The 23,462-nt window shown below is 61.1% G+C and carries 18 protein-coding genes and 3 pseudogenes; 11 read left to right on the plus strand and 10 right to left on the minus strand.

Annotated elements, in window-relative coordinates:
- Window positions 1–212: 212 nt before the first annotated feature.
- From NGR_RS33760 to NGR_RS02580, 4 genes and pseudogenes are all read right to left on the minus strand, one after another.
- Window positions 213–857 carry an HNH endonuclease domain-containing protein gene (locus NGR_RS33760; RefSeq protein ID WP_432654017.1) on the minus strand — a complete coding sequence of 215 codons (645 nt, stop codon included), beginning with the start codon at window positions 855–857 and terminating at the stop codon, window positions 213–215.
- A 107-nt stretch (window positions 858–964) separates the two neighbouring features.
- Window positions 965–1,828 (minus strand): class I SAM-dependent methyltransferase, encoded by an 864-nt coding sequence (locus NGR_RS02570; RefSeq protein ID WP_012706586.1) that lies wholly within the window; start codon window positions 1,826–1,828, stop codon window positions 965–967.
- A 54-nt stretch (window positions 1,829–1,882) separates the two neighbouring features.
- Window positions 1,883–3,337 (minus strand): ATP-binding protein, encoded by a 1,455-nt coding sequence (locus NGR_RS02575; RefSeq protein ID WP_012706587.1) that lies wholly within the window; start codon window positions 3,335–3,337, stop codon window positions 1,883–1,885.
- 341 nt (window positions 3,338–3,678) lie between these two features.
- A pseudogene (locus tag NGR_RS02580) lies at window positions 3,679–6,037 on the minus strand (hypothetical protein).
- 170 nt (window positions 6,038–6,207) lie between these two features.
- On the opposite strand from NGR_RS02580, the pseudogene NGR_RS02585 reads away from it, so the two are divergent.
- A pseudogene (locus tag NGR_RS02585) lies at window positions 6,208–7,120 on the plus strand (HNH endonuclease).
- 172 nt (window positions 7,121–7,292) lie between these two features.
- Here NGR_RS02585 and NGR_RS02590 read toward each other — a convergent pair.
- The 4 genes from NGR_RS02590 to NGR_RS02605 form a co-directional block, all read right to left on the minus strand.
- Window positions 7,293–7,772, minus strand: coding sequence for a DUF302 domain-containing protein (locus NGR_RS02590; protein WP_164923819.1), 480 nt, complete (start codon window positions 7,770–7,772; stop codon window positions 7,293–7,295).
- A gap of 138 nt (window positions 7,773–7,910) precedes the next feature.
- Window positions 7,911–9,185, minus strand: a complete 1,275-nt coding sequence (locus tag NGR_RS02595; protein WP_015886664.1) for an MFS transporter — start codon at window positions 9,183–9,185, stop codon at window positions 7,911–7,913.
- Window positions 9,186–9,263: 78 nt separating this feature from the next.
- Window positions 9,264–9,758 (minus strand): cupin domain-containing protein, encoded by a 495-nt coding sequence (locus NGR_RS02600; RefSeq protein ID WP_015886665.1) that lies wholly within the window; start codon window positions 9,756–9,758, stop codon window positions 9,264–9,266.
- A 113-nt stretch (window positions 9,759–9,871) separates the two neighbouring features.
- Window positions 9,872–10,816, minus strand: coding sequence for a LysR family transcriptional regulator (locus tag NGR_RS02605; protein WP_015886666.1), 945 nt, complete (start codon window positions 10,814–10,816; stop codon window positions 9,872–9,874).
- Window positions 10,817–11,083: 267 nt separating this feature from the next.
- On the opposite strand from NGR_RS02605, the gene NGR_RS02610 reads away from it, so the two are divergent.
- The 10 genes and pseudogenes from NGR_RS02610 (at window position 11,084) to NGR_RS02655 (ending at window position 20,785) form a co-directional block, all read left to right on the plus strand.
- Window positions 11,084–11,914 carry a 3-hydroxybutyrate dehydrogenase gene (locus tag NGR_RS02610; protein ID WP_015886667.1) on the plus strand — a complete coding sequence of 277 codons (831 nt, stop codon included), beginning with the start codon at window positions 11,084–11,086 and terminating at the stop codon, window positions 11,912–11,914.
- 26 nt (window positions 11,915–11,940) lie between these two features.
- Complete coding sequence (locus NGR_RS02615; protein WP_015886668.1) at window positions 11,941–13,023, plus strand: patatin-like phospholipase family protein; 1,083 nt, start codon at window positions 11,941–11,943, stop codon at window positions 13,021–13,023.
- A gap of 283 nt (window positions 13,024–13,306) precedes the next feature.
- Entirely contained in the window at window positions 13,307–13,576 is a 270-nt protein-coding gene (locus NGR_RS02620) for a BufA1 family periplasmic bufferin-type metallophore (RefSeq protein WP_164923820.1), read from the plus strand.
- Between the two features lie 36 nt (window positions 13,577–13,612).
- Window positions 13,613–14,644, plus strand: coding sequence for an MNIO family bufferin maturase (gene bufB, locus NGR_RS02625; RefSeq protein ID WP_015886669.1), 1,032 nt, complete (start codon window positions 13,613–13,615; stop codon window positions 14,642–14,644).
- Complete coding sequence (locus tag NGR_RS02630; protein ID WP_164923821.1) at window positions 14,631–15,431, plus strand: HvfC/BufC family peptide modification chaperone; 801 nt, start codon at window positions 14,631–14,633, stop codon at window positions 15,429–15,431. Before bufB ends, NGR_RS02630 begins: the two co-directional genes overlap by 14 nt.
- On the plus strand, window positions 15,428–15,901 hold the full coding sequence (locus tag NGR_RS02635; protein ID WP_015886671.1) for a DoxX family protein: 474 nt from the start codon (window positions 15,428–15,430) through the stop codon (window positions 15,899–15,901). The genes NGR_RS02630 and NGR_RS02635 overlap by 4 nt, the downstream gene beginning before the upstream one ends.
- A gap of 3 nt (window positions 15,902–15,904) precedes the next feature.
- The gene (locus NGR_RS02640) at window positions 15,905–17,221 is read left to right on the plus strand and encodes an NAD(P)/FAD-dependent oxidoreductase (protein WP_015886672.1); all 1,317 of its coding nucleotides are present in this window, start codon (window positions 15,905–15,907) and stop codon (window positions 17,219–17,221) included.
- Window positions 17,222–17,223: 2 nt separating this feature from the next.
- A complete protein-coding gene (locus NGR_RS02645) occupies window positions 17,224–19,146 on the plus strand; it encodes an adenylate/guanylate cyclase domain-containing protein (RefSeq protein ID WP_015886673.1) in 1,923 nt (640 codons plus the stop codon).
- Complete coding sequence (locus NGR_RS02650; RefSeq protein WP_015886674.1) at window positions 19,082–19,459, plus strand: DUF3307 domain-containing protein; 378 nt, start codon at window positions 19,082–19,084, stop codon at window positions 19,457–19,459. Before NGR_RS02645 ends, NGR_RS02650 begins: the two co-directional genes overlap by 65 nt.
- Window positions 19,460–19,701: 242 nt before the next feature.
- Window positions 19,702–20,785, plus strand: a pseudogene (locus NGR_RS02655) (nucleotidyltransferase family protein).
- Window positions 20,786–20,790: 5 nt separating this feature from the next.
- Here NGR_RS02655 and istB read toward each other — a convergent pair.
- Both istB and istA read right to left on the minus strand, forming a co-directional pair.
- On the minus strand, window positions 20,791–21,687 hold the full coding sequence (gene istB, locus NGR_RS02660) for an IS21-like element helper ATPase IstB (RefSeq protein WP_010875204.1): 897 nt from the start codon (window positions 21,685–21,687) through the stop codon (window positions 20,791–20,793).
- Entirely contained in the window at window positions 21,684–23,198 is a 1,515-nt protein-coding gene (istA, locus tag NGR_RS02665) for an IS21 family transposase (RefSeq protein WP_010875203.1), read from the minus strand. Before istA ends, istB begins: the two co-directional genes overlap by 4 nt.
- Window positions 23,199–23,462: the final 264 nt, after the last annotated feature.

The raw sequence follows: 23,462 nt of genomic DNA on the forward strand, positions 1-23,462 counted from the left end.
AATCTGAGGCGTGTTTCGGTGTGGTCCGGGTCCATTTCACCGATGCGCGTCCGGGTGCAAATTCTGGTCAGCCGAATCTCGCTTTCATGACCTGCGATCGCCCCTGTCAGAACAAATCCTCGACAGCCACCTTTCGAACACCTGCCCACTCGGGCACCTGCTGGTCCTGCCGCAGGCGCAGACGCCTCCATTCAAGGGCAGCAAAAACGTCTTCAGTGGAAGCACCGGTGCCGACCGGTAGCGCGGCTACGATTTCTCGTTCGAACCGGAGCTGAAGCGCCCTCGTCAGGGAGCCAGGCTTGGTCCCACCAGGCGATGATACTCTCCCGCGCCGCAGCCAGAGCTGACGCCGAGGGCAGCCGATCACGCTTGAGGTGCTGATTGACCCGCGGTGAGGCGGGAAGCAGATTCCAGAGATCTCCACAGGGCCAGACCGACCAAGGCAGGCAGTGATCAATGTCCAGCATTCCTGGGCCGAGCTGCGCACCAGTCCACACGCAAGTAACTGGCCGTCCTTGCTCGAGCATGCGCTTAGCCGTCGATCGTGCGAGAAGAGTGTCTCGGGCCGGGTCGAGCCAAGCAAGGGCAGCCTCGACTTCGCCATGCAATACGGGACGACCCATTCGCTCGCCGTAAGCGCGGACAAGACGCGACCACTCATGAACCAGCACCGGCTCGATCCATGGGCCGAGTCGCTGAAGCGTCCGCCAGATGTGTCCCGGATCGGTAAGGCTCCCGTAGGCCGTGAGCACCTCTCGGTCTAACGTCAGGTCGCCCCTGATACGTGGAGCCTTGGATGTGGCCGCCCGAAAAACCCTCACCTCTGTGTTCGGGAACCGGGTGTAGTTGGCCGGCATGTCGGCAATGGTGCGTCGGGCTTCTGCTAATGCGCGCGCAACAGCGGCAGCTCGGTCGCCGATGAAACGCGCCCCGATACGCAGATCCTGGCCGACGACCTTGTGGGCTAACAATTCACGGAAGCCTGCCTTGGCGAAGCCCAAGCCGTCCGGCCCTGAGTTGCCGGGCGTCTGCGGCAGCCGGCGCTGACGAGCGGCAGGTACATGCGGATCCAATTCAGGGCGACCATTCCGAGGGGTATGTCGACCACGTCCTCATCGGCGTGCGGTACGGCGAGCGCGGGCGTCGCGTCGGCGACCCGCGCCACGGCCCGGAGAAGGCCGAGCTTGTAGGTGGAAGACTTCTCGTCATTCAGAACGATACCTCGCAGCAGCGGGAGAGCGCCAGCGCCATCGTCTGGCAGGCGCAGGCACATTCCAGTCCATCGCACTTCATTGCGGCCGAACTGGTCCTGGCTCGTTACGGCTCGCAGGACGGCAAGTCCGTGCGTGCGTGCGAGCGCTTCCACCTCGCCAACCGGTGCCGGCCACATCGGTCGGTTCGGCTCGGACGGACCCTCGCGCAGGCTGATGAGGACGACGCCGCCCGGTTTCAACAAGGTCGCAAGCTTGCGAAAAGCGCGCGCCCGCGCAGGTGGCGGCACATGCATCCATACGGCACTTAGCAGGATTAGGTCGAATGCGAGGCCGAGGCGATGCACAACGGCCAGATCCGGTAGCCGGTCGTCGAGCCACCGAATCCGCGGGTCAGGGTGGCGCCGCTGTGCTTCGATGCGCATACCAGCCGCCGGCTCGGCCGCGACGACTTCGTAACCGAGTGAGGCAAGCCACGCCGCATCGCGACCGGATCCAGCGCCCACATCCAGTGCAATCAGATTGTAATCACGGCGAATGTATTCGAGCAGGGCAGTGCACCGCTTCGGCGGAGCCGCTTTCGTATTGGGTCGCGAAGGCGCCGGCGTGAGCGTCATATGCACTGACGGTGTCGCTCATTTGGTTTTGCATCCCGCTACTCATCGAAATGCTCAAGCGGCCCAGTAGGGGACATATCTTGCGTTCCGCTTTCCCTGGTCGGGATCGGCAGGTGCAATGCGGCCGAGCTTAATTGAGTCAGCGATGACCGCGGACACAGCCTGATACTCTTCCGGTGCCAGAGAGAACCGCTCTCTGAGCGTGGCGTTGCTCATGTAATCATGGGTGAGCCAGCGCAGGACGCAGTGGAAGAAGCATGCCCGCAGCTTCTCAGCCTTCGACATTTGACCGAACGTCTTCGGTGCGAACAGCACGACCCGCATCGAACTCTCGGATGAGATGAAGTCAGGAGCGGGCAGGTGCTGTGCTTCGATTTCGATCAGTGTTTTGTCAAGCCCACCGCCGCGCTCCTCGCAAAGGCCGAACGACCGCATGGTCGCAGCGAGCTTCTCGTTTCTCGAGCGGCGCTCATCGAGAATGCGGTCAGTGCTGATCAGAGAGCTACCTGGATTGGTGACTTCGATGCGGTTCTCATAGATTTCGACGACGGGACCGACGCCGGTCGCCATGAAATCCTGGTGTATGAGAGCATTGGCGATCACTTCACGAACGGCCGTTTCCGGGAAATGCGGCACCATCCGCCGAACGCCATCGATGTATCGCTCCTCTTTCGGCAGCCGCTCCATCAGAAACCGCATCATTCCGGTAAAGCCGACGGCGTACCCTTTCTTGCCTTCCTGCTCGAAGTCGGAACGCGATTTGTCGCGGCCGGAGTATTTGACGATGCGAACGGTCTTGCCAGCTATCGATGGGAAAACGGTGACATCACGCGCCAACATGATGGCGCCCAGATTGGTGATATCGAAACGGCCTTCCAGATTGTCGAGAAGGAAGCCAGCATCGACCATCTTTCGAATGATCTCCTGAGGATTTTTCGGCTTGGGATCACCTGTCAGATCGTAGATGGGGTCCGGGTCGAGCATAGCGAAGACGCCGTCCGCGGTGACGTTCGATGACGCAACTGCGGTTTCAAAGCGTCGGCGCCCTGTTGCTATCCAGAGTGAACGCTCGTGCTCAGGGAACTCGGCGAGCTTCTTCTTGTTTTCGCCGATGCGAACAAATTCGGTGCCTGCAAATTTTACAGGCCGCTCATAAGACGGCTCGATGGCAACGACGGAATACGCCAGATCATCGCAAACAAAGTCCAGAACCTCAATGAGCACCCGCGGCTCGACCATGCGAGTTAGCCAGTTGGTGAAATCCTCGTTGCCTTGCTTTTGTTGCTGCAGACGAAGCTCCGTGCCTACCCGCCTCTTCGTACGATCCTCCACTCCAAAGACGAGAAAGGCGCGATCTCTGCCGGCGAGCATGGCCGAATTCGCAAGCGCGGACACATATTCCCCGATCTCGCGTGGATCCTTATTGTTGACCTTGAATTCCAACCATGCGCTTTCGGTGGGTTCTTCCAGCAGTCGGCTTAGAAGTGCGCAGGGATCGTGAATCGGCATGGTTATGTCCTCGTTTTATCCCCCTTATATCAGATTCGGATGTGTCAGAACCCTGCGCGCAACAGAAACCGCAGAAATTTTGCATTGAAAACAAAGGGATGCCGCTGAGCATTCCATGCGGATTTTTATCCACGTTTTGAATGCTCGGTTCGCGGTTATACATTTCGCCGGCGGGCAAATTTAGTCGTTAGGTTTTATCCTTGTTATGTCAGAGTCCGAAGCTTTTTCTCTATCCGGGCACAATGAAAACAATAGGATAGATGTCTCGACCGACGATGCGTCATATCATTGCCGTAGACTGACGTGGTCCCTTTACTCGGCCCCTAGCGTGGAGCTCATCACTAAGCGGCGGACTCCCATACCTGGTTCAGAATCTTGGCCGCAAGAGCGGCCTTGTCTTGCGGGAGGAAGCGGCCATAGTGGCTGGCGACCATCTCGGGGGTGTCCTGGATGGCGTAACTCGCCTGCTCGTAGGAGCCCGTCTGTTTGAGGATGTGCGTGGCGAGCACGTCACGGACATTGTGCGGCCCATGCGGTAGCAGGCCCTTGATCGCGCCGCGGCCGGTATAAGGATTGTAGATGCCATAGCGTTGGATCGTCAGCCGCCAGGCCTCATAGAAGGTCGTCTGGTTATAGGCGGCGTCCCTGCTGTTTGCCTTCACCGTCTTCACAAATAGAGTGCCGGGGTCGTCGGCGCCGGCCAACAGCACCCCGCGATGCCGCTCGATGTAGGCGTTTAGGTATTTGTAAAGGTCCAAAGAGGTCCGGCAGGACCAGGCGGAAGGGTTTTGAGCCGAAGAAGGAGGAGTTGGCGTTCTTGAAGGCGTTCGCCGGGACCAGTACTTCCCAGCCGCGGTCGCGATCGCTCCAGCGGATTTCTCCACGCTTCATATCCTCGAGCCGGCGCTCCGATGTCGGGAAATGCCCGCGCGGGCAGACAAGCAATTGCCGCAGGTTCTTCTGGCGAAGGCCGAGGTGCAAGCCGAGCCGCAACATCAGGAACGACCGGACAGCCTCGGCGGCGGCCCGCGGATAGCGATCCTCGTCCGGCATGCGCTTGAGGATGTCGTCGGTGATCTTGCGGTATTCGGCGAGGGGGCTGTCCGCCTCGAGCACGCACATGATCGGCTCGAATGGATCCCGGTGAACCCGCATCACCCGCTGAATTTCCTTCGAGCGATTCGAAGCGTGCTTGAAGCAGGCTTCGCAGACCGCGTGCCAATCCCGCTCGGCCGCTGCAATCGCTGCCGCGGAGATCAGCCCAGGTATCGGCGTCACATTTCGGACGAGCTCCGGGTGTTGCCAAAGCCAGCCCGTTTCGGCGCGCACCAGGTTGAGAAGAACGCTCAGCATGTCCTCTTCCCAGGTGGTGTAGAAGCCGCGTCGACGCTCGCGCCACTGCAGATACCAGTCCCAGACACCGGGAAAAACCAGGAGGTCGAAGGTCTACTGGCTGAGCGGAACGCCATAGCCTTTGACGGGGCCCTTCGGAGATGCAGCCAAGGCGCCGAACATCAGCCCGAGATGTTCGATCTTCTGCGCAGCCGTTTCCTCTCCCCAGACGCCGTTTCGCTGGAACCCGAGTGCCGTCAGCGTGGCCGTCTTGAAACGGATGAGATTGGCCATTTCCATGGCGAGGCGGGGAGGGGCGTCGACCACGCCGAAAGAAGGTCGGGATCCTCGATAGGCGTATGATCGTTTTCTTCCCAATCCAAGGCATCAGCCGACGCTCGTGATGACGGGGATCCGCCGTAGGAAATCGCCGGGAATCGGATGGCGTAGCGCTGTCTGGTCGCCATTGCTTGGAAACGGCGGTAGTCGGTGGAACCGGAGATAATCACGCGGCGAACCCATTCGAGGATTTCCTGGCGCTTACCAAACGGCAGGCTGTTGAAGTTGTCCGGCAGATGCCGAGCGAGCCGGCGCCGCTCCGCGGCACTGATATTGCTTCCGACCTCATGGCCAGACGCCGATCGCGCCTGGTGCGGCAGCTTGGCCTTGAAATAGCCGTCGGGCAGCCGGTACCGACGCTCGATACGGGACAGGATGTCAAAGCTCGCGATCGACCGCGGCGCTTTGGTGCCTTTCGCCCAGCTCAGCAGAGTCTTGCGGTCGAAGGCATGCTCGTCGCTGATCACGGCGCGATGCAGATGCCAATAGCTGTCGCCGTGCCGGCGCATGTGATAGATGAGCGCCTGCTGAAATTCTTCAGGCTCCTCGGTCCGGTCGAACAGCGGCGTCGGGAAGTCCTCGATCGGCCTTAGCTCAACGGCCTGCTTCGCTCGTGACTGCTCTGGTTTCACGGTGGCCGTGGCTGCCGCGGAACTCGGCCGAGCCGCCATTGCTTTGGCCGAATCGCCAGCAGGCTTCATTTTCCCTTCTGGGTTGCTCGACTGCCGGGCGGTCATCCTCCTCCGGTCGCTCCTTGTCCAACCACCGAAGGATGGCTTCAAGGCCAGGACGAAGGTTCTTCTTCAGCTCCGCCGTCATCTCGTCCTCGATGCCGCAGGTGTCGGCGACGGCCTGCCAATCGATGCGCCCGTTCCGCATGGGCGGCGTCTTTCGATAGATGACCAAGCTGATGAGGTAAGGCCTGATGTTCTCGAGCGCGCGCTTCGAGGCAAACGGAGCGACGCGGATATTGCAGAATTCGGAGATCTTTCGCTGAAAGTAAAGGGAGGAAGTAGACTGTTTTCTCATGGCGATAAGCAGTTCACATGGTCTTTGGCCGGTTGTTGCCGGGCGTGGCCTGCTAAGCCCTTATGTTTAATGAAAGTTGAATCTTTATTGGGACGCATGCCGCATCGCGCCGTGTTCCGATATGACTACAACTCTGTCGAGCAGGTGCGAGAATCTGCTATAGCGGCAATATGGGATTCGGGGTTTTCATTCATCGCTCAGATTCGATCTACGACGACAGCCCGGCGGAACGGTATCAGTTTCCGAGCCAATATCTGGGACGTGCCCAGGGCTGCATCGGAGATTGGATCATCTACTACGAGCCGAGGAAGGTAGCCGAGACGCGTGGTTATTTTGCCATCGCCAAGGTAGCTGAGGTCATTCCGGATCGCAAAGCGCCCGGCATGTACCTTGCGTTGATTGAGCCGGGGACCTATCTCGATTTCATCAACCCGGTTCCATTCAGCAATGCCGAAGGGGTGGTCGAACGGGGCCTGCTGAATGCCGACGGCCGCATCTCCGGAAGAGCGCAGTCCGCCGTCAGGCCGATCTCTCCGGGTGATTTCAATCGCATTCTCTCGCTGGGATTCGATGAACGGGAGCCGGAGTTGCCACGGGTCTGCGAGCCGGAGATCGTCGATCCGGCGCCCGGATTTGGGGAGCAGCTGCAGCCACCCTTCGCTTTTGAGCAGGAGCGTGATCGCGTCACTCAGCTCACTTCTAGAATTGTTCGCAATCGTCTTTTCCGCCGTCTTGTCCTCAAAAGCTTACGACAAGCGATGTGCAATCACCGGATTGAAGCTGATCAACGGCGGCGGCCGTGCCGAAGTCGATGCCGCGCACATTCGTCCGGTGGAAGCCAACGGCCCTGACATCTTGAGCAATGGCATAGCACTTTCCGGAACCGCCCACTGGATGTTCGATCTGGGCCTAATCAGTCTTTCCGACGACCTGAACATTCTTGTTTCGCGGCAGGTAAATGACCCGGAGAGTATCCAGTCACTCATCAACAAAACGGGAGACGCGATCGTTCCGCAGCGACCTTTCGAAAGGCCGCATCCGCACTTCCTCCGATGGCACCGGGATAATTGCTTTAAGCATTGAGCGCGCGGTGGTTCCGGAGCGGACAGCATGGGGCCCGCGGTTCGATTCCCTTCAAGGCGAGCACGTAAGGGCCGAGGCCCTCTCGTCGAGAGCCTTCAAGCCCGTCGATGGAGAAGTGCAGAAGCGCTCGCCGGCTCCTGGAAGGAGTCAATGAGCGCTTTTGGCCGCGCGTCTACTCTCTGACACTTGATGTGACAGCTTGGATCACCTGCGACGCCATGGCAAACTCGCGCTCCCGACTCGAAATTCGATGCCGTTTTGCGATCCAGTCGAAGTCAGTGTAGGCGGCGTAGACGGATCCGTCCTTCGCCTGATAGACGAGGACCCGGACGGGCCAGTCGAGTCCGGCGAGAGGATTGGCGGTGATGAACGTCGTGCCGAGTGCCGGATTGCCGAACATCACCAGGCGCGACGGTCGCACCTCGTTGCCGGCGGCATTGCCGAGCTTGGCCTGGTCGATGACGCCGAAGAGGGTAATCCCCTTATCCTCGACGCTGACCTTGATGCGGTTCACGGTCTCGCTGACCGAATAGCGGCTCTTGACCGTGACGATACCGTCCCAGTCTGCGGCCTCGGCCGTCGACACATGAGCCAGTGCCGTCATTGCGATGAGCAAGGCTGCCGATAGTATCGCATTGCTGATCTTCATCATTTCAAAGCTCCTCTCTCTACAGCTTTGCGCGTCCAACGGACGCGCAAAGGTCGCCGTAACACTTTGAGTTGCTGCATGAATTGTCCCTGAATCGATTTCGATCAAAGAAATCATGCAGTAGCCCCCGATGGGGCTCATTCAAGGATGAGGCTCGTCGTTGCGATTTGATAATGCCGTCTCTTGTCCATTTCGATAACCGGACCTTATGGCGCGCAGCGGCACGGCAAAGAACATAGCGAGCACAGCCATCGCGACGAGCGTCAGGACTGAAGTGCTCCATCCGAAACGATCGTAGATCTGGCCGATCACCAGGCTGCCGAAGAGCCCGCCCGTGTAATAGGAGGCGAGGTAGGCGCCGCTTGCCGTTGCCTTCTCCGTCTCGGCGATGTGGCCGACCTGGCTGGTGGCAAGCGCCTGCGCGAGAAACGTGCCGACGGCGACCATGGCGAGGCCGGCAAGCACAACGGCGCAACTACTGCTCAGAAGGGCGACGAGCCCGAGCGCAGCGCATAGGAGCGTCAGCACAATGCCGGCCCCGGCTCCGAGGCGACGCGAGATATACCCGCCGAGCGGCGTCGTGAACAGCGATGGCAGGAATACCAGATAGACGAGGCCGAGCTGCATCGGCGACAGCCCGAGCTCGACCAGCCGGAAGTTGACATAGGTGAATGTCCCTATGAAGACGAAGAGGATCAGGAAGCCGATGGCGAGCACGATCTGCAGGCGTCGATTGCCGAGCACCGAGCGCCCACTTAGGTTCCAGTTTTCGCTCCTGCTTCGCCTGTGTCGGTCCGGCATCATGCGTTCCGTCCGCTTCAACGTGGTCCAGACGAGGGCCGCGCCCGCCAGGTTGAGCAGCGCGAAGGTCTGGAAGTTGATCGACAAACCACCGAGATCGGCAACTGCCGCCGAGAGAATGCGGCCGAAGAGGTTGCTCGCGACATTTCCGGTGATATAGGCGGCAAGCGCGCCCGTCGCCCGCTCGGCCGGGAACCGCTCCGAAAGATAGGCCATGGTGAGCGTGAAGGCGGTCGCCATGCACAGGCCCTGCGCCACGCGCAGGCCAGTGAAGATCGCGATGTCCCGCGATGTTGAGAGCAAGGCGGTCGGTATGGCAAGCAGTGCGAGACTGATCCAGATGCCGTTTCGCCGATCCAGATTGCGCCCGAAGATGCCGACGGCAACGCCAGCGGCCGCCATGCCGAAGGTGCTGGCATTGACCGCGAGACCCATTGTAGCGCGGCTCACCCCGAACTCTCGCTGCAGCGATGGCAGGATCGCCTGGGCGGCGAAGAGATCGACGAGGGTTAGGAATGCGATGAGCGCAATGATGCCGAAATGCCAGCGGTCGGCTACGGGGTTTGCCAGCACGGATACGGACGCCGGCGGCAAGGCATGATCGAGGTCCGCCATCGCTGTCCTCCTATAAATGTGGACGTTTCCGCCAGCGGCCGGAAACGTCCGATGATTGTATTGCTGTCGCCTTGCGGCTCACATGGCGTGATCGTCTTTCGACATCGGCGGCAGGATATCGGCCGAATAGAGCACGGCGGGCTTTGAGCCGTTGTTCTTCCACCAGTGGGCAAGGCTGCCGAACTCGGCGGTGACTTCGCCAGCCTTGTGCTGGATCGGGACCTTGCAGGTGCTGCGATATTCGGTGATCGAACCTTCGACGATCAATATGTTGGCGGGTCGCGCCTCATGCGAGTGCCACGGCACGACACCGCCCGGCTGGATGACGAGCTTGCGAAACCTAAGTGCATTTCCCTTCCAGGTACTACCCTTCGATGACAGATCAATCGAGGCGAGGACGTCGTCCGTGACGCCTTCCGGGGCAGTCGCCCCCGGCTCCATGGCGCCTGCCATCACCTGATCGCTGGGGCATTCCCCAGCAAAAGCGGGCATCGCCACGCTAGTGGAGGCGAAGAGGGCGAGCGTCGCAGCGACTGTCATGGGCAGGCGGCCTGCAGTGAGCTTTCGAGGCATGTGGGGTTCTCCTTTGTCGATCACGCCGGAGAGATTCCGGCGGGCACAAGGAGATTGCGAGATATTCGGCCGGCAAAGAAATGCCGCTTGCTTTTGATTTCGATAGCCCAGAGCTATTGCGGCAGAGGGGGCGCATCCGCATGGGCGTCGGGCGTGCGCCGCATATCGACGCCGGCGTGCGGTGCCGCCCAGCCGTAGGACTTCACCGCGCCGACGAAGGTGGCGACGGCCGGGGAGAATCGCCGACCGGCGACGGTGACGAGACATACCTCCCGCGTGACCTCCGGTTCAGCAACGGGCCGCACCTGAAGTCCAGGAATGACTGCGCTGTATTCGGGAATGAAGCAGATTCCGAGGCCCCCGGCTACCATGTTCTGTATCCAGTCCTCACGCTCGCTCGAATAGGAAACCCGGGTCTTCACCCCGAACGAGTCGCAAAGGTCCGACAGATAGTCCCAGTATTCGCAGTTCACTCGCCTAAGGTAGATCTCGCCATCAATCGCCGTGATCGGTATGGCATCATACTGACAGAGGCGATGGCCGGCGGGAAACGCCAGCATGAACCGTTCGCGAAACAGCGGCGTCACGTCGAAACGCTCGGGGAACTGGTCACTGCTCGCCATGATGGCGACGTCGATCTCTCCGGCCTCGAGCAGTTCGGAAAGTTTGGTGGGCACGCCTTCGACGAGTTGGAGCTGAATGCCGCGGTGCCGCATGTTGAAGTCGCTGAGCAGGCCAGTGAAGCGGCGCGGCCCGATCGTGCACATGACGCCGACCTTCACATGCGCATCCTCGAGGCAGAGGAAGCGCGAGGCCTCCTGCCGGACGCCCGACAACTCGTCTACGATCGACTGAAAGCGAGGCCGCAGCAAGTTTCCAAGGTCGGTCAGGTGGGTAAGATTGCGCTCGCGCCGGAACAAAAGCCCACCGACTTCGTCCTCGAGTTGCTGAATAGCGCGGCTCAGCGCTGGCTGAGTCACGTGGCAGTTCTCGGCCGCCCGCGTGAAGTTGCGCGTTTCGCAGACTGCCAGGAAATAGCGAACATGGTGAATGTCCATACCTGTCCCCCCGGAAGGCTTCTACGCCAATTCCTTCGGATCGACCCGAAGCTAAAAGGAATCTTGCAAATCGTTGCTAGCGAGACGCCACCAACTCTGACGCCGCGGAGTGCCGAAATCGAGGCAGCGAACTTCCTACGCACGCGCCGCCATCGCCAATGCAATTCACCTATCGAATTCATAGCACAGTGGCATTTCAGTTGAAATGAATACAGCGCCATTCTCTCCCCGAAGAGGCCCTTCGGCCAAACGAGAGGAGACGCGGACATGCTGAAAAGTACTGACGTTGAAACCGATGCAATCCTCGGGCGCAGAACCCTCGAGGGGCGCAGCGCCATTGTGACCGGCTCCACCAGCGGCATTGGTCTCGGCATCGCCCAGGCGCTGGCGAAGGCGGGCGCGGCAGTGATGCTCAATGGTTTGGGTGACCCGGTCGAGATTGAGCGGCAGCGGGCCGAGATGGCGGACGAGAACGACGTCGACGTCGCCTATGACAGCGCCGATATGTCGAGTCCGGAGGCGATCCGGATGATGGTCGAGCGCGCCGGCGCCCGCTTCGGGCAGGTAGATATCGTCGTCAATAATGCCGGTATTCAGCATGTCGCCCCGATCACCGAATTCCCCGAGGCCAAGTGGGACGCGATCCTGTCTATCAATCTTTCCGCAGCCTTTCATCTCGTCCGCGCGACCTACCCTGCCATGCGGGCCCGCGGTTACGGGCGCATCATCAACGTTGCCTCGGCCCATGGTCTTGTCGCCTCACCCTACAAGGCCGCCTATGTAGCCGCCAAGCATGGGCTCGTTGGTCTCACCAAGGTTGTTGCCCTCGAAGGAGCGGAATTCGGCATCACAGCCAATGCGATCTGCCCCGGCTATGTCTGGACGCCGCTCGTCGAGGCGCAAATCGACGCGCAGGCAAAGTCGCACAGTATAGCCCGCGATGCGGTGATCCGCGATATTTTCCTGAAGGACCAGCCGACGAAACGCTTCGCGACCGTCGACGAATTGGGGGCGCTGAGCATCTTCCTTTGCGGCAGCGCTGCCGCCTCGATAACCGGCGCGGCCATTCCCGTCGACGGCGGATGGACGGCGCACTGATTGTGCGGCGAAAGAGGAGGAGAGCCATGAACAAGCACGCCAAAGTTGGCCCCGCGCCTGATGATCAGGAAAAGCCCGCATTCGTCGATCTGAGGTCGCCACGAACGATTAACCTCGCGCTCCAGGGAGGGGGGGCCCACGGCGCCTTCACCTGGGGGGTGCTCGACCGGCTTCTCGATGAGCCGAACCTGTCCTTCGAGGGCATTGTCGCGACCAGCGCTGGTGCGATGAATGCCGCTGTGTTGGCCTACGGGCTTGCGGAAGGTGGCCGCAGCGGCGCCCAAAAGGCACTCGCCAATTTCTGGCGTCGCATCAGCCACGCGGCCGCCTTCAGTCCGCTGCAGCCGAGCTTGCTGGATCGCATTACCGGGTCGAAATCTCTGGAGTTTTCGCCAGCCTTTATCATCTTCGACATGGTGACGCGACTGCTATCGCCCTATCAGTTCAATCCGCTGAACTATAATCCTTTACGTCAGGTGCTGGAGCAATCGATCGATCTCGATGCGATCCGCATGGCGCGTTGCCCCGTCAAGCTGAACATCTGCGCAACCAATGTGCGCTCCGGCAAGGTCAAGGTGTTTCCGAATGACGAGATTTCGATAGACGCGGTGATGGCCTCTGCCTGCCTGCCCTTCCTCTTTCAGGCAGTCGAGATCGACGGCGAAGCCTATTGGGACGGCGGTTACATGGGAAACCCCGCAATTTTCCCGTTGATCTACGGCTGCGAGACGCCGGATGTGCTGGTAGTACACATCAATCCGCTCGAGCGAACGGAATTGCCGAGGACTGCGGCCGAAATCCTCAACAGGATCAACGAGATCAGCTTCAACTCATCGCTGCTCAGGGAGATGCGTGCAATCGCCTTTGTGACGCAACTGATCGATTCCGAGGCAAGCAATTCCCTCGGACTCAAACGCATCTTCGTGCACGGCATCTCGGACGATGAGACGATGAGAAACCTCAGCGTCTCGAGCAAGCTCAATGCCGAGTGGGGAGCCCTGGTAGACCTCCGTGATCGCGGCCGACAATGCGCGGAGGACTGGCTGATGGCGAACTACGACGCGATAGGGAAGCGTTCGAGCGTCGATATCAGTACGCGTTACCTCTAGGGCGCTTGTCGCTTCCCGACCAATCGCAGCGCGTCGCCGCAGAGTGCGCGCAAGCCCTCGTTGCCATCTCCCTCCCGATGGCAGTCTTGCTCCCTCCCTCCCGATGGCAGTCTTGCCCCTCCCCAGGGGCCTTTTTTTCGTCTCGGGTGCGCCATCGCCGACGGATAGCTCGGCCTATCGAAACCATGCCTGAACAGCATTTCAAAGAGCGAGAGCGGTCTGCCAAGCTTCCTCCATCAGGCCGATATCCGGTCTGAGCAACGTCAGATCCAGGAGATGTTCAATGATCAACTCTCGTACGCTCATCGGTTCCGCGCTTGCGGCGATCGCCTCTGTCTCGGCTTCGACGGCCTCGGCAGGTCCGGCCGCCCAGCCCGAGTTCTCGTTCGAGAAGTGCTACGGCATCGTCAAGGCGGGGCAGAACGATTGCCAAACAGCAACCCATTCCTGCGCCGGCACCTCGACGATGGACGACCAGGTCGACGCCTGGATCTACGTGCCAGCCGGTACCTGCGGAAAGATCGCCGGCGGCAGCAACGCCCCGAAGGCCTGACGGGCCGCTCGACAACAAAGCAAAGGGAGTAGACCGATGCCCAAGACGTTCCCAACCCACCCGGTGCCATGCGCTGCGGGCATCGGCCTCCGTTCCATACACATTGCTGAGATGCTTTCCCGCAGGCCTGCTGCGGGTTGGCTGGAAATTCATGCCGAAAACTACATGGGCCAATCAGCGGCTGTGGACGCGCTCGAAAAGCTGCGCGAGATTTATCCGCTTTCAGTGCACGGCGTCGGGCTGTCCCTAGGCAGCGCTTCAGGCCTCGATCGGGCGCATCTGGAGCGGCTTCGCCTCGTCTGCGAACGCTTCCAGCCGGCGATCGTCTCAGAGCACCTTGCCTGGAGTGTCGCAGACGGCGCCTACCTCAACGACCTCCTGCCGCTACGCTACGACAAAGAGGCGCTCGCCATCGTTTCCGGGAACATCGGTCGACTGCAGGACACACTCAAGCGCCAGGTGTTCATCGAAAACCTTTCCGCCTATCTGGCCTTCGCCAAATCCAGGATGACAGAGGCCGAGTTTCTGGCCGAGCTCGTCAGCCGCACCGGTTGCGGATTGTTGCTGGACGTAAACAATGTCCACGTCTCCGCATGCAACCTCGATTTCGATGCGCTGGCCTTCATCGACGCACTGCCTGCCGACGCGATCGGCGAAATCCACCTAGCCGGCCACGCGGTCAACGAAGTCGACGGTGACGTCATACTCATCGACGACCATGGGTCGCGCGTGCCACCGGCCGTCTGGTCTCTCTATGCCCACGCGCTCCGCAAAATTGGACCGCGACCGACACTGATCGAATGGGACACGGATGTTCCGCCGCTCGATGTGTTGTTGGGCGAAGCCATGTGGGCCGACATGCTCGCCAGCCGGATCGCCTTCGACGCGCGCCTTGACGAGCCGCCGGTTACTGCACCAGACGGTCGTTTCGAGACGATGAGGTTGCCCGGCCGCGATGGCACAAATGGCATCCGTTTCCCGGCGCTTGCCGCAATTGCGGCAGTCAAAGCCGTGTGCGGCAAGTGCGCATCGGCTCATTGCAGGAGGGACGGCCATGTCCTCCATTGAAACCCTACAGAGCGTCGTCGCTCGTGCGGTACTGACCACCGGCCCCGCAGATATCCTGCCGCTCCTGACGCAGGGCCGTTTCGACCCTGCAAGGCGGCTCAATATTTACCGCAATAATACGCTGGTATCGCTCACGACTACCTTGAAGGCCGTGTTCCCGGTGACGGTGCAGCTGCTCGACGAACGCTACTTCAGTTATGTGGCGAGCTGCTTCATCCGGAGCAATCCGCCACAAGAGCCACGCCTTTCGCGTTACGGCGCTGGACTTGCGTCATTTCTCGCGAACTTCGAGGGAACCGCGCACATGCCGTTCGTCTCCGAGGTCGCGCGTCTCGAGTGGAAGATTGCCGAAGCGCTCGACGCGCCGTTGGAGCGGCCGAGTACACTCATCGAGCTCTATGAGAGGCTTTCGAGCGGGTCCTTTGCGCTCTTCCTGCAGCCTTCGCTTCGACTTGTTCTCTGCCGCTGGCCCGCCCTCAGCATATGGGCGGCGCACCAGCATGGAGGCGAACCCGACAGACTCGCGGATTTCAACCGCGAACCGGAGCGCATCGCGCTCTGGAGACATGGCGACACTGTTCGCTTCCTGCGCCTCGACGCCGCGGAGTTTGCGTTTTGGCATGTATTGAGGCGGGGCAGGGGACTCGAGGCTGCGGTTGCCCGCGCCTGCCGCCACTCGCCTGAGTTCGATATCGCACGAGCGCTGACGGGCCTTTTCGTCAGCGAGCTCGTCATCGGCATCCATCACATGAAGGAATCTTCCAACCAGCCGGAGAGAGTGCCATGACCACAATGCGCGCAACACCGATCAGTTTTTCGAGAACGATATACAGGCTTCACGACACTGTCGTGGAGTGGGCGACCGCCCTGCCCCTATCGATCGTGCAATTGGCGTCCCGCGTGGCGATCGCAGAGGTTTTCTGGCAATCCGCCCAGACGAAGCTCGCATCCTGGCCGGTTACGCTCCAGCTGTTCGCCTTCGAATATCGCGTGCCGCTACTCGATTCCGGACTGGCCGCCGTCACGGCGACGACGGCGGAACTCAGTGGCGCGGCGATGCTCGCCTTGGGACTGCTCGCGCGGCTCGCCTCACTGATGCTGCTCGGCGTCGTCGCCACCATCCAGATCTTCGTCTACCCGGATCATTGGGTCGAGCATCTGATGTGGACGAGCCTGCTCCTGCTCATCCTATCGCGCGGCGCCGGAGTCATCTCCGTCGATCATCTGGTCTCCCGACGCATCCGTGCCGGAGGCTGATCGATGTCGGTGACGCCTGTTCAGAGCGGCTCCGTGCCGGGCAAGACTGCGGCCGGCACGGACCAGACAAAGCACCGGCCGCACGTGGTCATTCTCGGTGCCGGCTTCGGCGGCCTGAACGCGGCGGTGGCGCTCCATCGCGCGCCGGTCGAAGTCACCGTCATCGACCGGCGAAACTATCACCTGTTCCAGCCTCTGCTTTACCAGGTAGCGACCGCGGGGCTCTCGCCGGCGCAGATTGCCATGCCGATACGCCGCATTCTTTCGCGGCAATCGAATGCCACGGTCCTGATGGACAAGGTCGAGGCTCTCGACACCGCCGCGCGATGCGTCGTGACCGTCAGCCGGCGCATCCCCTATGACTACCTGATCGTCGCGACCGGCGCCCGCCATACTTATTTCGGCAACGACGACTGGGCGGACCACGCCCCGGGCCTGAAGACAATCACGGATGCGACGGCGATCCGCGCCCGCATCCTCTCAGCCTTCGAACGGGCGGAGGTGACCGATGACCCTTGTTTGCGTCACAAGTTGTTGACCTTCATTGTCGTCGGCGGCGGACCAACCGGCGTCGAACTCGCCGGTGCGATAGCCGAGCTCGCCCGAAGGACGATCGTTCGCGATTTTCGGCGCATTGACTCATCCTCTGCTCGCGTGGTGCTTGTCGAGGCGGGTGAGCGAATCTTGCCAGCTATGCCGTGCTGCCTTTCGAGGAAGGCCCAGAGGCAACTCGAAGGGCTTGGCGTCGAGGTCCTGCTCGGTAATGCCGTCGCTTCCTGCGACGATAGCGGTGTGCGGCTCGCTGACGGAACTGAAATCGGTTCCGCCTGCATTCTTTGGGCCGCCGGCGTCATGGCTTCACGTGCCGGCAAGTGGATCGGTGCGGCGGCCGACCGCGCGGGGCGGGTCATCGTCGACGAGCGCCTTAATCCGCCAGGCCACAGCGAAATATTCGTCATTGGTGATACGGCTTCGGTGACCGGTGCTGACGGACGTCCCGTACCGGGCGTGGCGCCGGCAGCCAAACAGATGGGGCGCTACGCGGCTCGCATGATTCTCGGCGACATCGCTGGGCGGCCATCGGCGCCTTTTCGCTACCGTGACTACGGGAATCTCGCCACCATCGGGCGCAAGGCAGCCGTTGCGGATTTCCGCCGGGCCAGACTTTCTGGCTATGCCGCGTGGCTCGTCTGGAACTTCGCCCACCTCTGGTTTCTCGTCGGCTTCCGTAATCGCCTCATGGTGTTTCTCGACTGGGCGGTCGCCTATCTCCGCAACGATCGCGCCGCGCGGCTGATTACCGGTCAACATGAGGCCTAGCGATGTATCGCCCGAAGCTCGCCCAGGTCGTCGTCGTTCTCGTCATGCTATCGGTGCTCTCCACTGCGGCGCTAATCCATCTCATCTGGCAGCGGGCTGCCGGCGAGAACATCGAGGAGATCGTCGCCAGCCTCGATGCACAGACAGCGGGGTCCGTCAGGAACGACCTGTCCCGGACGCTGACGCTCGTATCGAGCACTAGCGAAATTGTCCGCTCCATACTTTTCCAGGGTGCAATCAGCGCCAATGATGAGGTCAAACGCGAGTTCCTGTTCTTGTCACTGCTGCGCGAGCAGCCGGCGATCGCCTGGATCGGCTTCGGTTTTCCGGATGGCGGCTTTTTCGGGTCGCATGCGACCGCTGACGGCCGGATCGAAATGGTCGAAATCGGCGCTGCGAAAGCCGGCGAGGTCCGTCCGCTGCGGCGCGATCTCTACCGACCGATCCCGGGCGACATCTTTTTCGAGGAGCGCATCAAGGCGGAGAGCGCCTATGTGGCACTCGGCGCCCCCTGGTATCGGCTGGGCAAGGAAACCGGAGAGCCCGTCTGGACGGTCACCAATGTACTGCCGAACGGTTTCGAGCCCGCGATGGTGCTGTCGAAGCGAGTCGTGACCTTCGGGCGGTTCACTGGCGTGGTGATGGTGGCCGTGAGTCTCCGACGCCTTTCCGAGACCCTGCAGGCGCTCGAGCTACCGGCGCTCGGCAAAGCCTTCGTTCTTGACGAGCGCGGGCAGGTACTTGCGACATCGCAACCCTCCGACGGCGTGATGGCGGCGCATTTTTCCGACTTTCCGGCCTCCGATGCGGTGACGACGGCCGCCGCCAAGGCCGTCGCGGCCAATAAGGTCGACGCGTTCCGCGCCGTAGTGCCAAATGCTTTGCTCGGGCCCATCCTCGTGTCCTCGTCGCGCCTGCCATTCGAGAACTGGCGCTTGGTTACCGCCACCCCGCGCTCGACCTTCGCGGGCGGTATCGACAAGAATATCCGCCGCATAGCCGTAGTCGTGCTCGCCATGGCCGCGCTTGCCGCAGCCACTGCCGTCGGCTTTGCAAATTTCCTCTTCGCCCGGCCGCTCGCCCGGCTGGCGGAGCAACTGCGTGCGGTCGAGCGATTCTCGCTGGAAAGCATCCGCCATCACCCGACCTTCCTCGGCGAACTCAACGATTTGTCCCAGGCGTTGAAGCGGATGGCGGGGGGGCTTTCGGCCTTCGCCCGTTACATGCCGCTCGACGTCGTGCGACCGCTCATCGAAGGCGGCACCGAGCCGAAGCCCGGCGGCGAGCTCTGTGAAGTGACGGTCATGTTCGCCGACCTGCCCGGCTTCACCGAGTTGACGGAGAGGCTCGGGCCCGGCGTCGAGCCGCATCTTACGCGCTTCCTGACGATCGCGGTCGCAGCTATCCATGCCGAGGGAGGCACTGTCGACAAGTTCATAGGGGATGCCGTCATGGCGATCTGGAACGCTCCGGGCAAGCAGGCGGACCATGCCGCCCGCGCCTGCCGCGCGGCTGTCGCGATCCGGACGGCGATGCATGACGAGCCGCCAATTGCGGCCGGCGAGAATGCGATCCGCGTGCGCATCGGTATCAACACCGGCACGGCGCTGATCGGCAATATCGGCTCCGCTGAGAGACTGAGCTACACCGCCATCGGCGACATGGTCAATCTCGCGAGCCGGCTGGTGAACGTGGCCAAGGAGCGCGGCGTCGAAATCGTGATCAGCGACGCGACCATGCGCGAGCTGGGGGCAGAGCCGATAACGAGACCGCTCGGACTTGCGACGGTCCGCGGCAAGGTCAAGCCCGTTGGCGTACATACGATAGACCAGTTAAAAGTTCGGTCCGCGGGAGGAAGCGATGGAAATGGCGATTACGACGGTGGCGATGCTCGCGTGCCTGCAACTCAAGCACTTCGTCGCTGATTATGTGATACAGCCAGCCTGGATCCTGCGCGGCAAGGGCAATTTTCGCATGTTCGGCGGCTACGTGCATGCGGGAGGGCACGCGCTCGGAACCGTGCCGGCGCTGATGCTTGCCAACGCTGGCATGACGCGCATCACCATTCTTGTGCTCGCGGAATTCCTGGCTCACTATCTCATAGATTACGGTAAGGCACTGCTGTCACAGCATAGCCGCGCGGATGCTACGACCCGGGCCTATTGGGCCATGCACGGAGCCGATCAACTGCTGCACCAGCTCACCTACGCGGGGCTGATCCTTGCCGCGCTGCTGTAGGTGCTTTCGTTCCCGCGCTAAACATCACCGGCGGGGAATGGGCGTTGTTTGCGATGGCGTATCCGACGAAGAACCCTAGCTTATCCTCGTTCTGTGCTGAAAGGATCGCATAATGGATCGTCGGGAACCGGTTGAAACGAAGTTATAAGAATTTCACGATCGTCTTATAGTAGGCGGCTCCTGCCAGCGAACCGTTATGCACGTTATAAGAAGATTGCGTAAATCTTATAACTGGCTTTCTGATGAAGATGATCGACCTGATATACCGGACGATGTTCGCGGAGCTCGTTCAGCGTAGCCTTGATGCGTCGTTTGAGACAGATTTCTCCACGTCGGGCAATTTTGTCCGGGTTCCTGTGAAGGGAAGATATTACTGGTATTTCGAGGAGACCCAGCCAAAGAAAACACGCAAATATGTCGGTCCGGCAGATGATCCGGAGATTGCAAGACGTGTGGAGAGTTTCCAAAGCATCAAGGATGATCTGCGCGGTCGTCGAAAACTGGTGTCGACCTCTGACCCGGGAGGCAGGGCTGGCTGGGCCCGAGCGGTTCACGGGAGACGTGGTCGCAGCCATGGGCGCAGCCGGCATCTTTCGCCTACGCGGTGTTCTAGTCGGCACAGTCGCATTTCAGACCTATGCCGGACACCTGGGTGTCCGGCTGCCCGGAGCCTTGTTGCAGACCGGAGACGCCGATTTCGCTCAGCATTATTCGGTGTCCTCGACCGTCGAGGACAGCCTGCCGCCCGTCATCGACATTCTTAAGAGCGTTGATGCTACTTTCAGGGCGGTTCCACTTCGATCAGACCCGCACAGGATCACGCAGTTCGAGAATGCCGCCCGATACCGGGTCGAATTCCTCACACCCAATCGGGGTTCCGATGACTATGCCGATGCCAGCCCGATGCCCGCTCTTGGCGGGGCGTCGGCACAGCCATTGCGTTTTCTCGATTTTCTGATCCATGAGCCCGTACGGACTGTCATGCTGCATCGCTCGGGTGTTCCCGTGATGGTGCCATCGCCGGAGCGCTATGCAGTGCACAAACTGATAGTCGCCTTTCGCAGACAGTCGGATGCAAACGGCATCGCGAAACGGGAGAAGGACGTGTACCAGGCCAGCCTCCTGATCGAGGCACTGAAAGCCACCCGCCGACAAGAAGAACTCGCGGCGGTCTTTGCCGAAGCTTGGGGCAGAGGTCAGAGCTGGCGGGCCGCGATCAAGAAGGGCCTTAGCCTGCTTCCGGAAAAAAGAAAGGCGGCGGCCGAGCTAAGTCTTGGAGACTATAGCGCGGCGATCAGGATGAGACGGCGGCGACAATCTGGATGAGACTCTTATGTCGCGGTCGGCATGAAGGTATCATGTTGATTGTCGCTGGCAAGGGTCTCATCGTGTTCTGATTGTCGCTCCGCGACAATCAGGGAAGCACTTTTGGTTGTCGCGAAGGCGGCGGGTCTGCCGCGGTGGCGTTTGGCTTCCATGGCGGAACGTCGCCGATAGCTTTCGACGTTCATTTCGAAGATCGTTGCGTGATGAACAAGTCGGTCCACCGCGGCAAGCGTCATGGCCGGGTCCGGAAAGACGCGGTTCCATTCTCCGAAGGGCTGATTGGCGGTTATCATGATGGAACGCCGCTCATATCTTGCGGAGATGAGTTCGAACAGCACGCTGGTTTCGGCCTGGTCCTTGGTGACGTAGGCCAGATCGTCGAGGATGAGCAGATCGAACTTGTCGAGCTTTGCGATGGCGGATTCGAGCTGGAGTTCACGCCGTGCGACCTGAAGCTTCTGGACGAGGTCGGTCGTGCGCGTGAACAGCACCCGCCAACCATTCTCGATCAGCGCGAGGCCGATGGCGGCGGCGAGATGGCTCTTTCCGCCGCCCGGCGGACCGAACAGGAGGATATTGGCACCTTTGGCGAGCCAACTGTCGCCGGCGGCAATGGCCATGACCTGGGCCTTGGAGACCATGGGCACGGCGTCGAAAGCGAAGCTCTCGAGCGTCTTTCCGGGCGGCAGATGCGCCTCGGCGAGGTGACGTTCGATCCTGCGATGCGCCCGTTCAGCCAGTTCATGCTCGGCGATGGCCGAAAGGAAACGAGCCGCAGGCCACCCTTCACGATCGGCCTGTTCGGCAAATTGCGGCCACAGCGTTTTGATCGTCGGCAGCCTCAGGTCATTGAGCATGATGCCGAGGCGGGCTTCGTCGATGGTGTTGTGGACGTTTTTCATGCGGCCTCTCCCGCATAAGCAGACCCCATCAGGGCTTCATAGCTATTGAGCGATGCGAGCTGCACATGCACGGTCGGCAACTGATCCGGGTCCGGACCGAAGATGGCTCTCAAGGCCATCAGGTCGGGCAGTTTGCGGGCGTCGAGCGTTCTGGCAAGCTCCTCGGCCAGTTCACGCTCGCAACCGCGATCATGAGCCAGGGCCAGCAATTCGACGGTGATCTTGCAAGCCTGCCGGTCAGGCAGTTGCTCGATGAGAGCGTCGAAAGCCCTGCGATATTCCGGCCGGGGGAAGAGCTTGTCGCGATAGACCAGGTTGAGAAGCGCCATGGGCTTTTTGCGCAGAGAGTGGATGACGTGGTGATAGTTGACGACCTGGTCATGCTTGCCGCTCGCGTGGGCGCGACCTCGTGGCAACGTCAGCAGATGCGTGCCGCCGATGAAGACGTCGAGACGATCGTCAAACAAACGCACACGCAGCCGATGGCCGATCAAACGGGAGGGGACGGTGTAGAAGACTTTGCGCAAGGCGAAGCCGCCGGTGCGCGACACGGTGACGACTACCTCCTCGAAGTCGGTGGTGCGGCGCTCGGGAAGCACCTGCAGATGCGGGCGCTCGGCATCAATGCGCTTGCCATGCGCGGCATTGCGGCGGCTGACGATCTCGTCGATGAAGGCGCGGTAGGAGCGCAGATCGTCGAAGTCTCTGGTGCCGCGCATCAGGAGTGCATCGCGGACTGCGTTCTTGAGATGGCCGTGGGAGCTTTCGATTGAGCCGTTCTCGTGGGCGACGCCCTTGTTGTTGCGCGTCGGCGTCATCCGGTAGTGAGCGCACAGCTCCTCATAGCGGTTTGTCAGATCGACCTTGGCATCGGCATCGAGGTTGCGGAAGGCAGCCGACAGGCTGTCGCTGCGGTGATAGAGCGGCGAACCGCCGACCGACCACAGGGCGTTCTGCAGGCCCTCCGCCAAGGCGACGAAGCTTTCGCCGCCAAGGATGACATGGGCGTGCTCAAAACCCGACCAAACCAGCCGGAAGTGATAGAGCAGATGGTCGAGCGGTTGGCCGGCGATCGTCACGCTGAGGCTGCCCATGTCGGTAAAATCCGACAGCCCTAGTCGGCCGGGCTCGTGCGTCTGGCGGAAGATCACCTCCTGTGCTTCACCGTGAACCGCCCGCCATGACCGGATGCGCCGCTCAAGTGTGCGGCGAATGCCTTCGGGCAGTTCCGGATGACGCCGCAGCATCTCGTCGTAAACGGCGACCGCACGAATGCCGGGAGCGGCCTTGAGGAGCGGAACGACCTCCGCATCAAAGATATGCTCAAGCGGATCGGGTCGACGCCGACCGCGGGGCGGCTTGTTCTGCGACGGAAGGCGCTGCTCTTTCTCCATGCGGAACGCCGTCGCCCGGCTGATCGACGCCTTCGCGGCGGCGACCTCAACAGAATGCGTTTGTCGGTACTTCATGAATAATCTCATCTGATGATCGGTTACATGGCGACCCGGCACAAAGGTGGTTCTCCATTCCAGAAAACCGCCACCGTAGCGGGCCGACCGCGATCATGAGACGCCTAAAAATTGCGCCGCGGCGGGGGTGTAACTCCGGTCGGGCTACGCCCTCCCTTCGTCACACCCCCACCGCCGAGTCTCATCCTGATTGACGCTGAGTCTCACCTTGTTTGTCGCCGCGCATGGAGACGCTCTATCATCAATCGGAGCGGAACTCGAAGGCTTCACCGAAGCCGTCAAATAGCAGATAAGCTCGTTGGCGGG

The organism is Sinorhizobium fredii NGR234 (genome assembly GCF_000018545.1).
Classification (GTDB): Bacteria; Pseudomonadota; Alphaproteobacteria; order Rhizobiales; family Rhizobiaceae; genus Sinorhizobium; species Sinorhizobium fredii_A.

Coding starts and splice junctions, on each gene's coding strand:
- NGR_RS02645 (WP_015886673.1), top strand. CDS start 17,224: ATGTATCGCCCGAAGCTCGCCCAGGTCGTCGTCGTTCTCGTCATGCTA.
- NGR_RS02635 (WP_015886671.1), top strand. CDS start 15,428: ATGACCACAATGCGCGCAACACCGATCAGTTTTTCGAGAACGATATAC.
- NGR_RS02640 (WP_015886672.1), top strand. CDS start 15,905: ATGTCGGTGACGCCTGTTCAGAGCGGCTCCGTGCCGGGCAAGACTGCG.
- NGR_RS02620 (WP_164923820.1), top strand. CDS start 13,307: ATGATCAACTCTCGTACGCTCATCGGTTCCGCGCTTGCGGCGATCGCC.
- bufB (WP_015886669.1), top strand. CDS start 13,613: ATGCCCAAGACGTTCCCAACCCACCCGGTGCCATGCGCTGCGGGCATC.
- NGR_RS02605 (WP_015886666.1), bottom strand. CDS start 10,816: ATGGACATTCACCATGTTCGCTATTTCCTGGCAGTCTGCGAAACGCGC.
- NGR_RS02600 (WP_015886665.1), bottom strand. CDS start 9,758: ATGCCTCGAAAGCTCACTGCAGGCCGCCTGCCCATGACAGTCGCTGCG.
- istB (WP_010875204.1), bottom strand. CDS start 21,687: ATGAAAAACGTCCACAACACCATCGACGAAGCCCGCCTCGGCATCATG.
- NGR_RS02615 (WP_015886668.1), top strand. CDS start 11,941: ATGAACAAGCACGCCAAAGTTGGCCCCGCGCCTGATGATCAGGAAAAG.
- NGR_RS33760 (WP_432654017.1), bottom strand. CDS start 857: ATGCCGGCCAACTACACCCGGTTCCCGAACACAGAGGTGAGGGTTTTT.
- NGR_RS02595 (WP_015886664.1), bottom strand. CDS start 9,185: ATGGCGGACCTCGATCATGCCTTGCCGCCGGCGTCCGTATCCGTGCTG.
- NGR_RS02570 (WP_012706586.1), bottom strand. CDS start 1,828: ATGACGCTCACGCCGGCGCCTTCGCGACCCAATACGAAAGCGGCTCCG.
- NGR_RS02650 (WP_015886674.1), top strand. CDS start 19,082: ATGGAAATGGCGATTACGACGGTGGCGATGCTCGCGTGCCTGCAACTC.
- NGR_RS02630 (WP_164923821.1), top strand. CDS start 14,631: ATGTCCTCCATTGAAACCCTACAGAGCGTCGTCGCTCGTGCGGTACTG.
- NGR_RS02575 (WP_012706587.1), bottom strand. CDS start 3,337: ATGCCGATTCACGATCCCTGCGCACTTCTAAGCCGACTGCTGGAAGAA.
- NGR_RS02610 (WP_015886667.1), top strand. CDS start 11,084: ATGCTGAAAAGTACTGACGTTGAAACCGATGCAATCCTCGGGCGCAGA.
- NGR_RS02590 (WP_164923819.1), bottom strand. CDS start 7,772: ATGATGAAGATCAGCAATGCGATACTATCGGCAGCCTTGCTCATCGCA.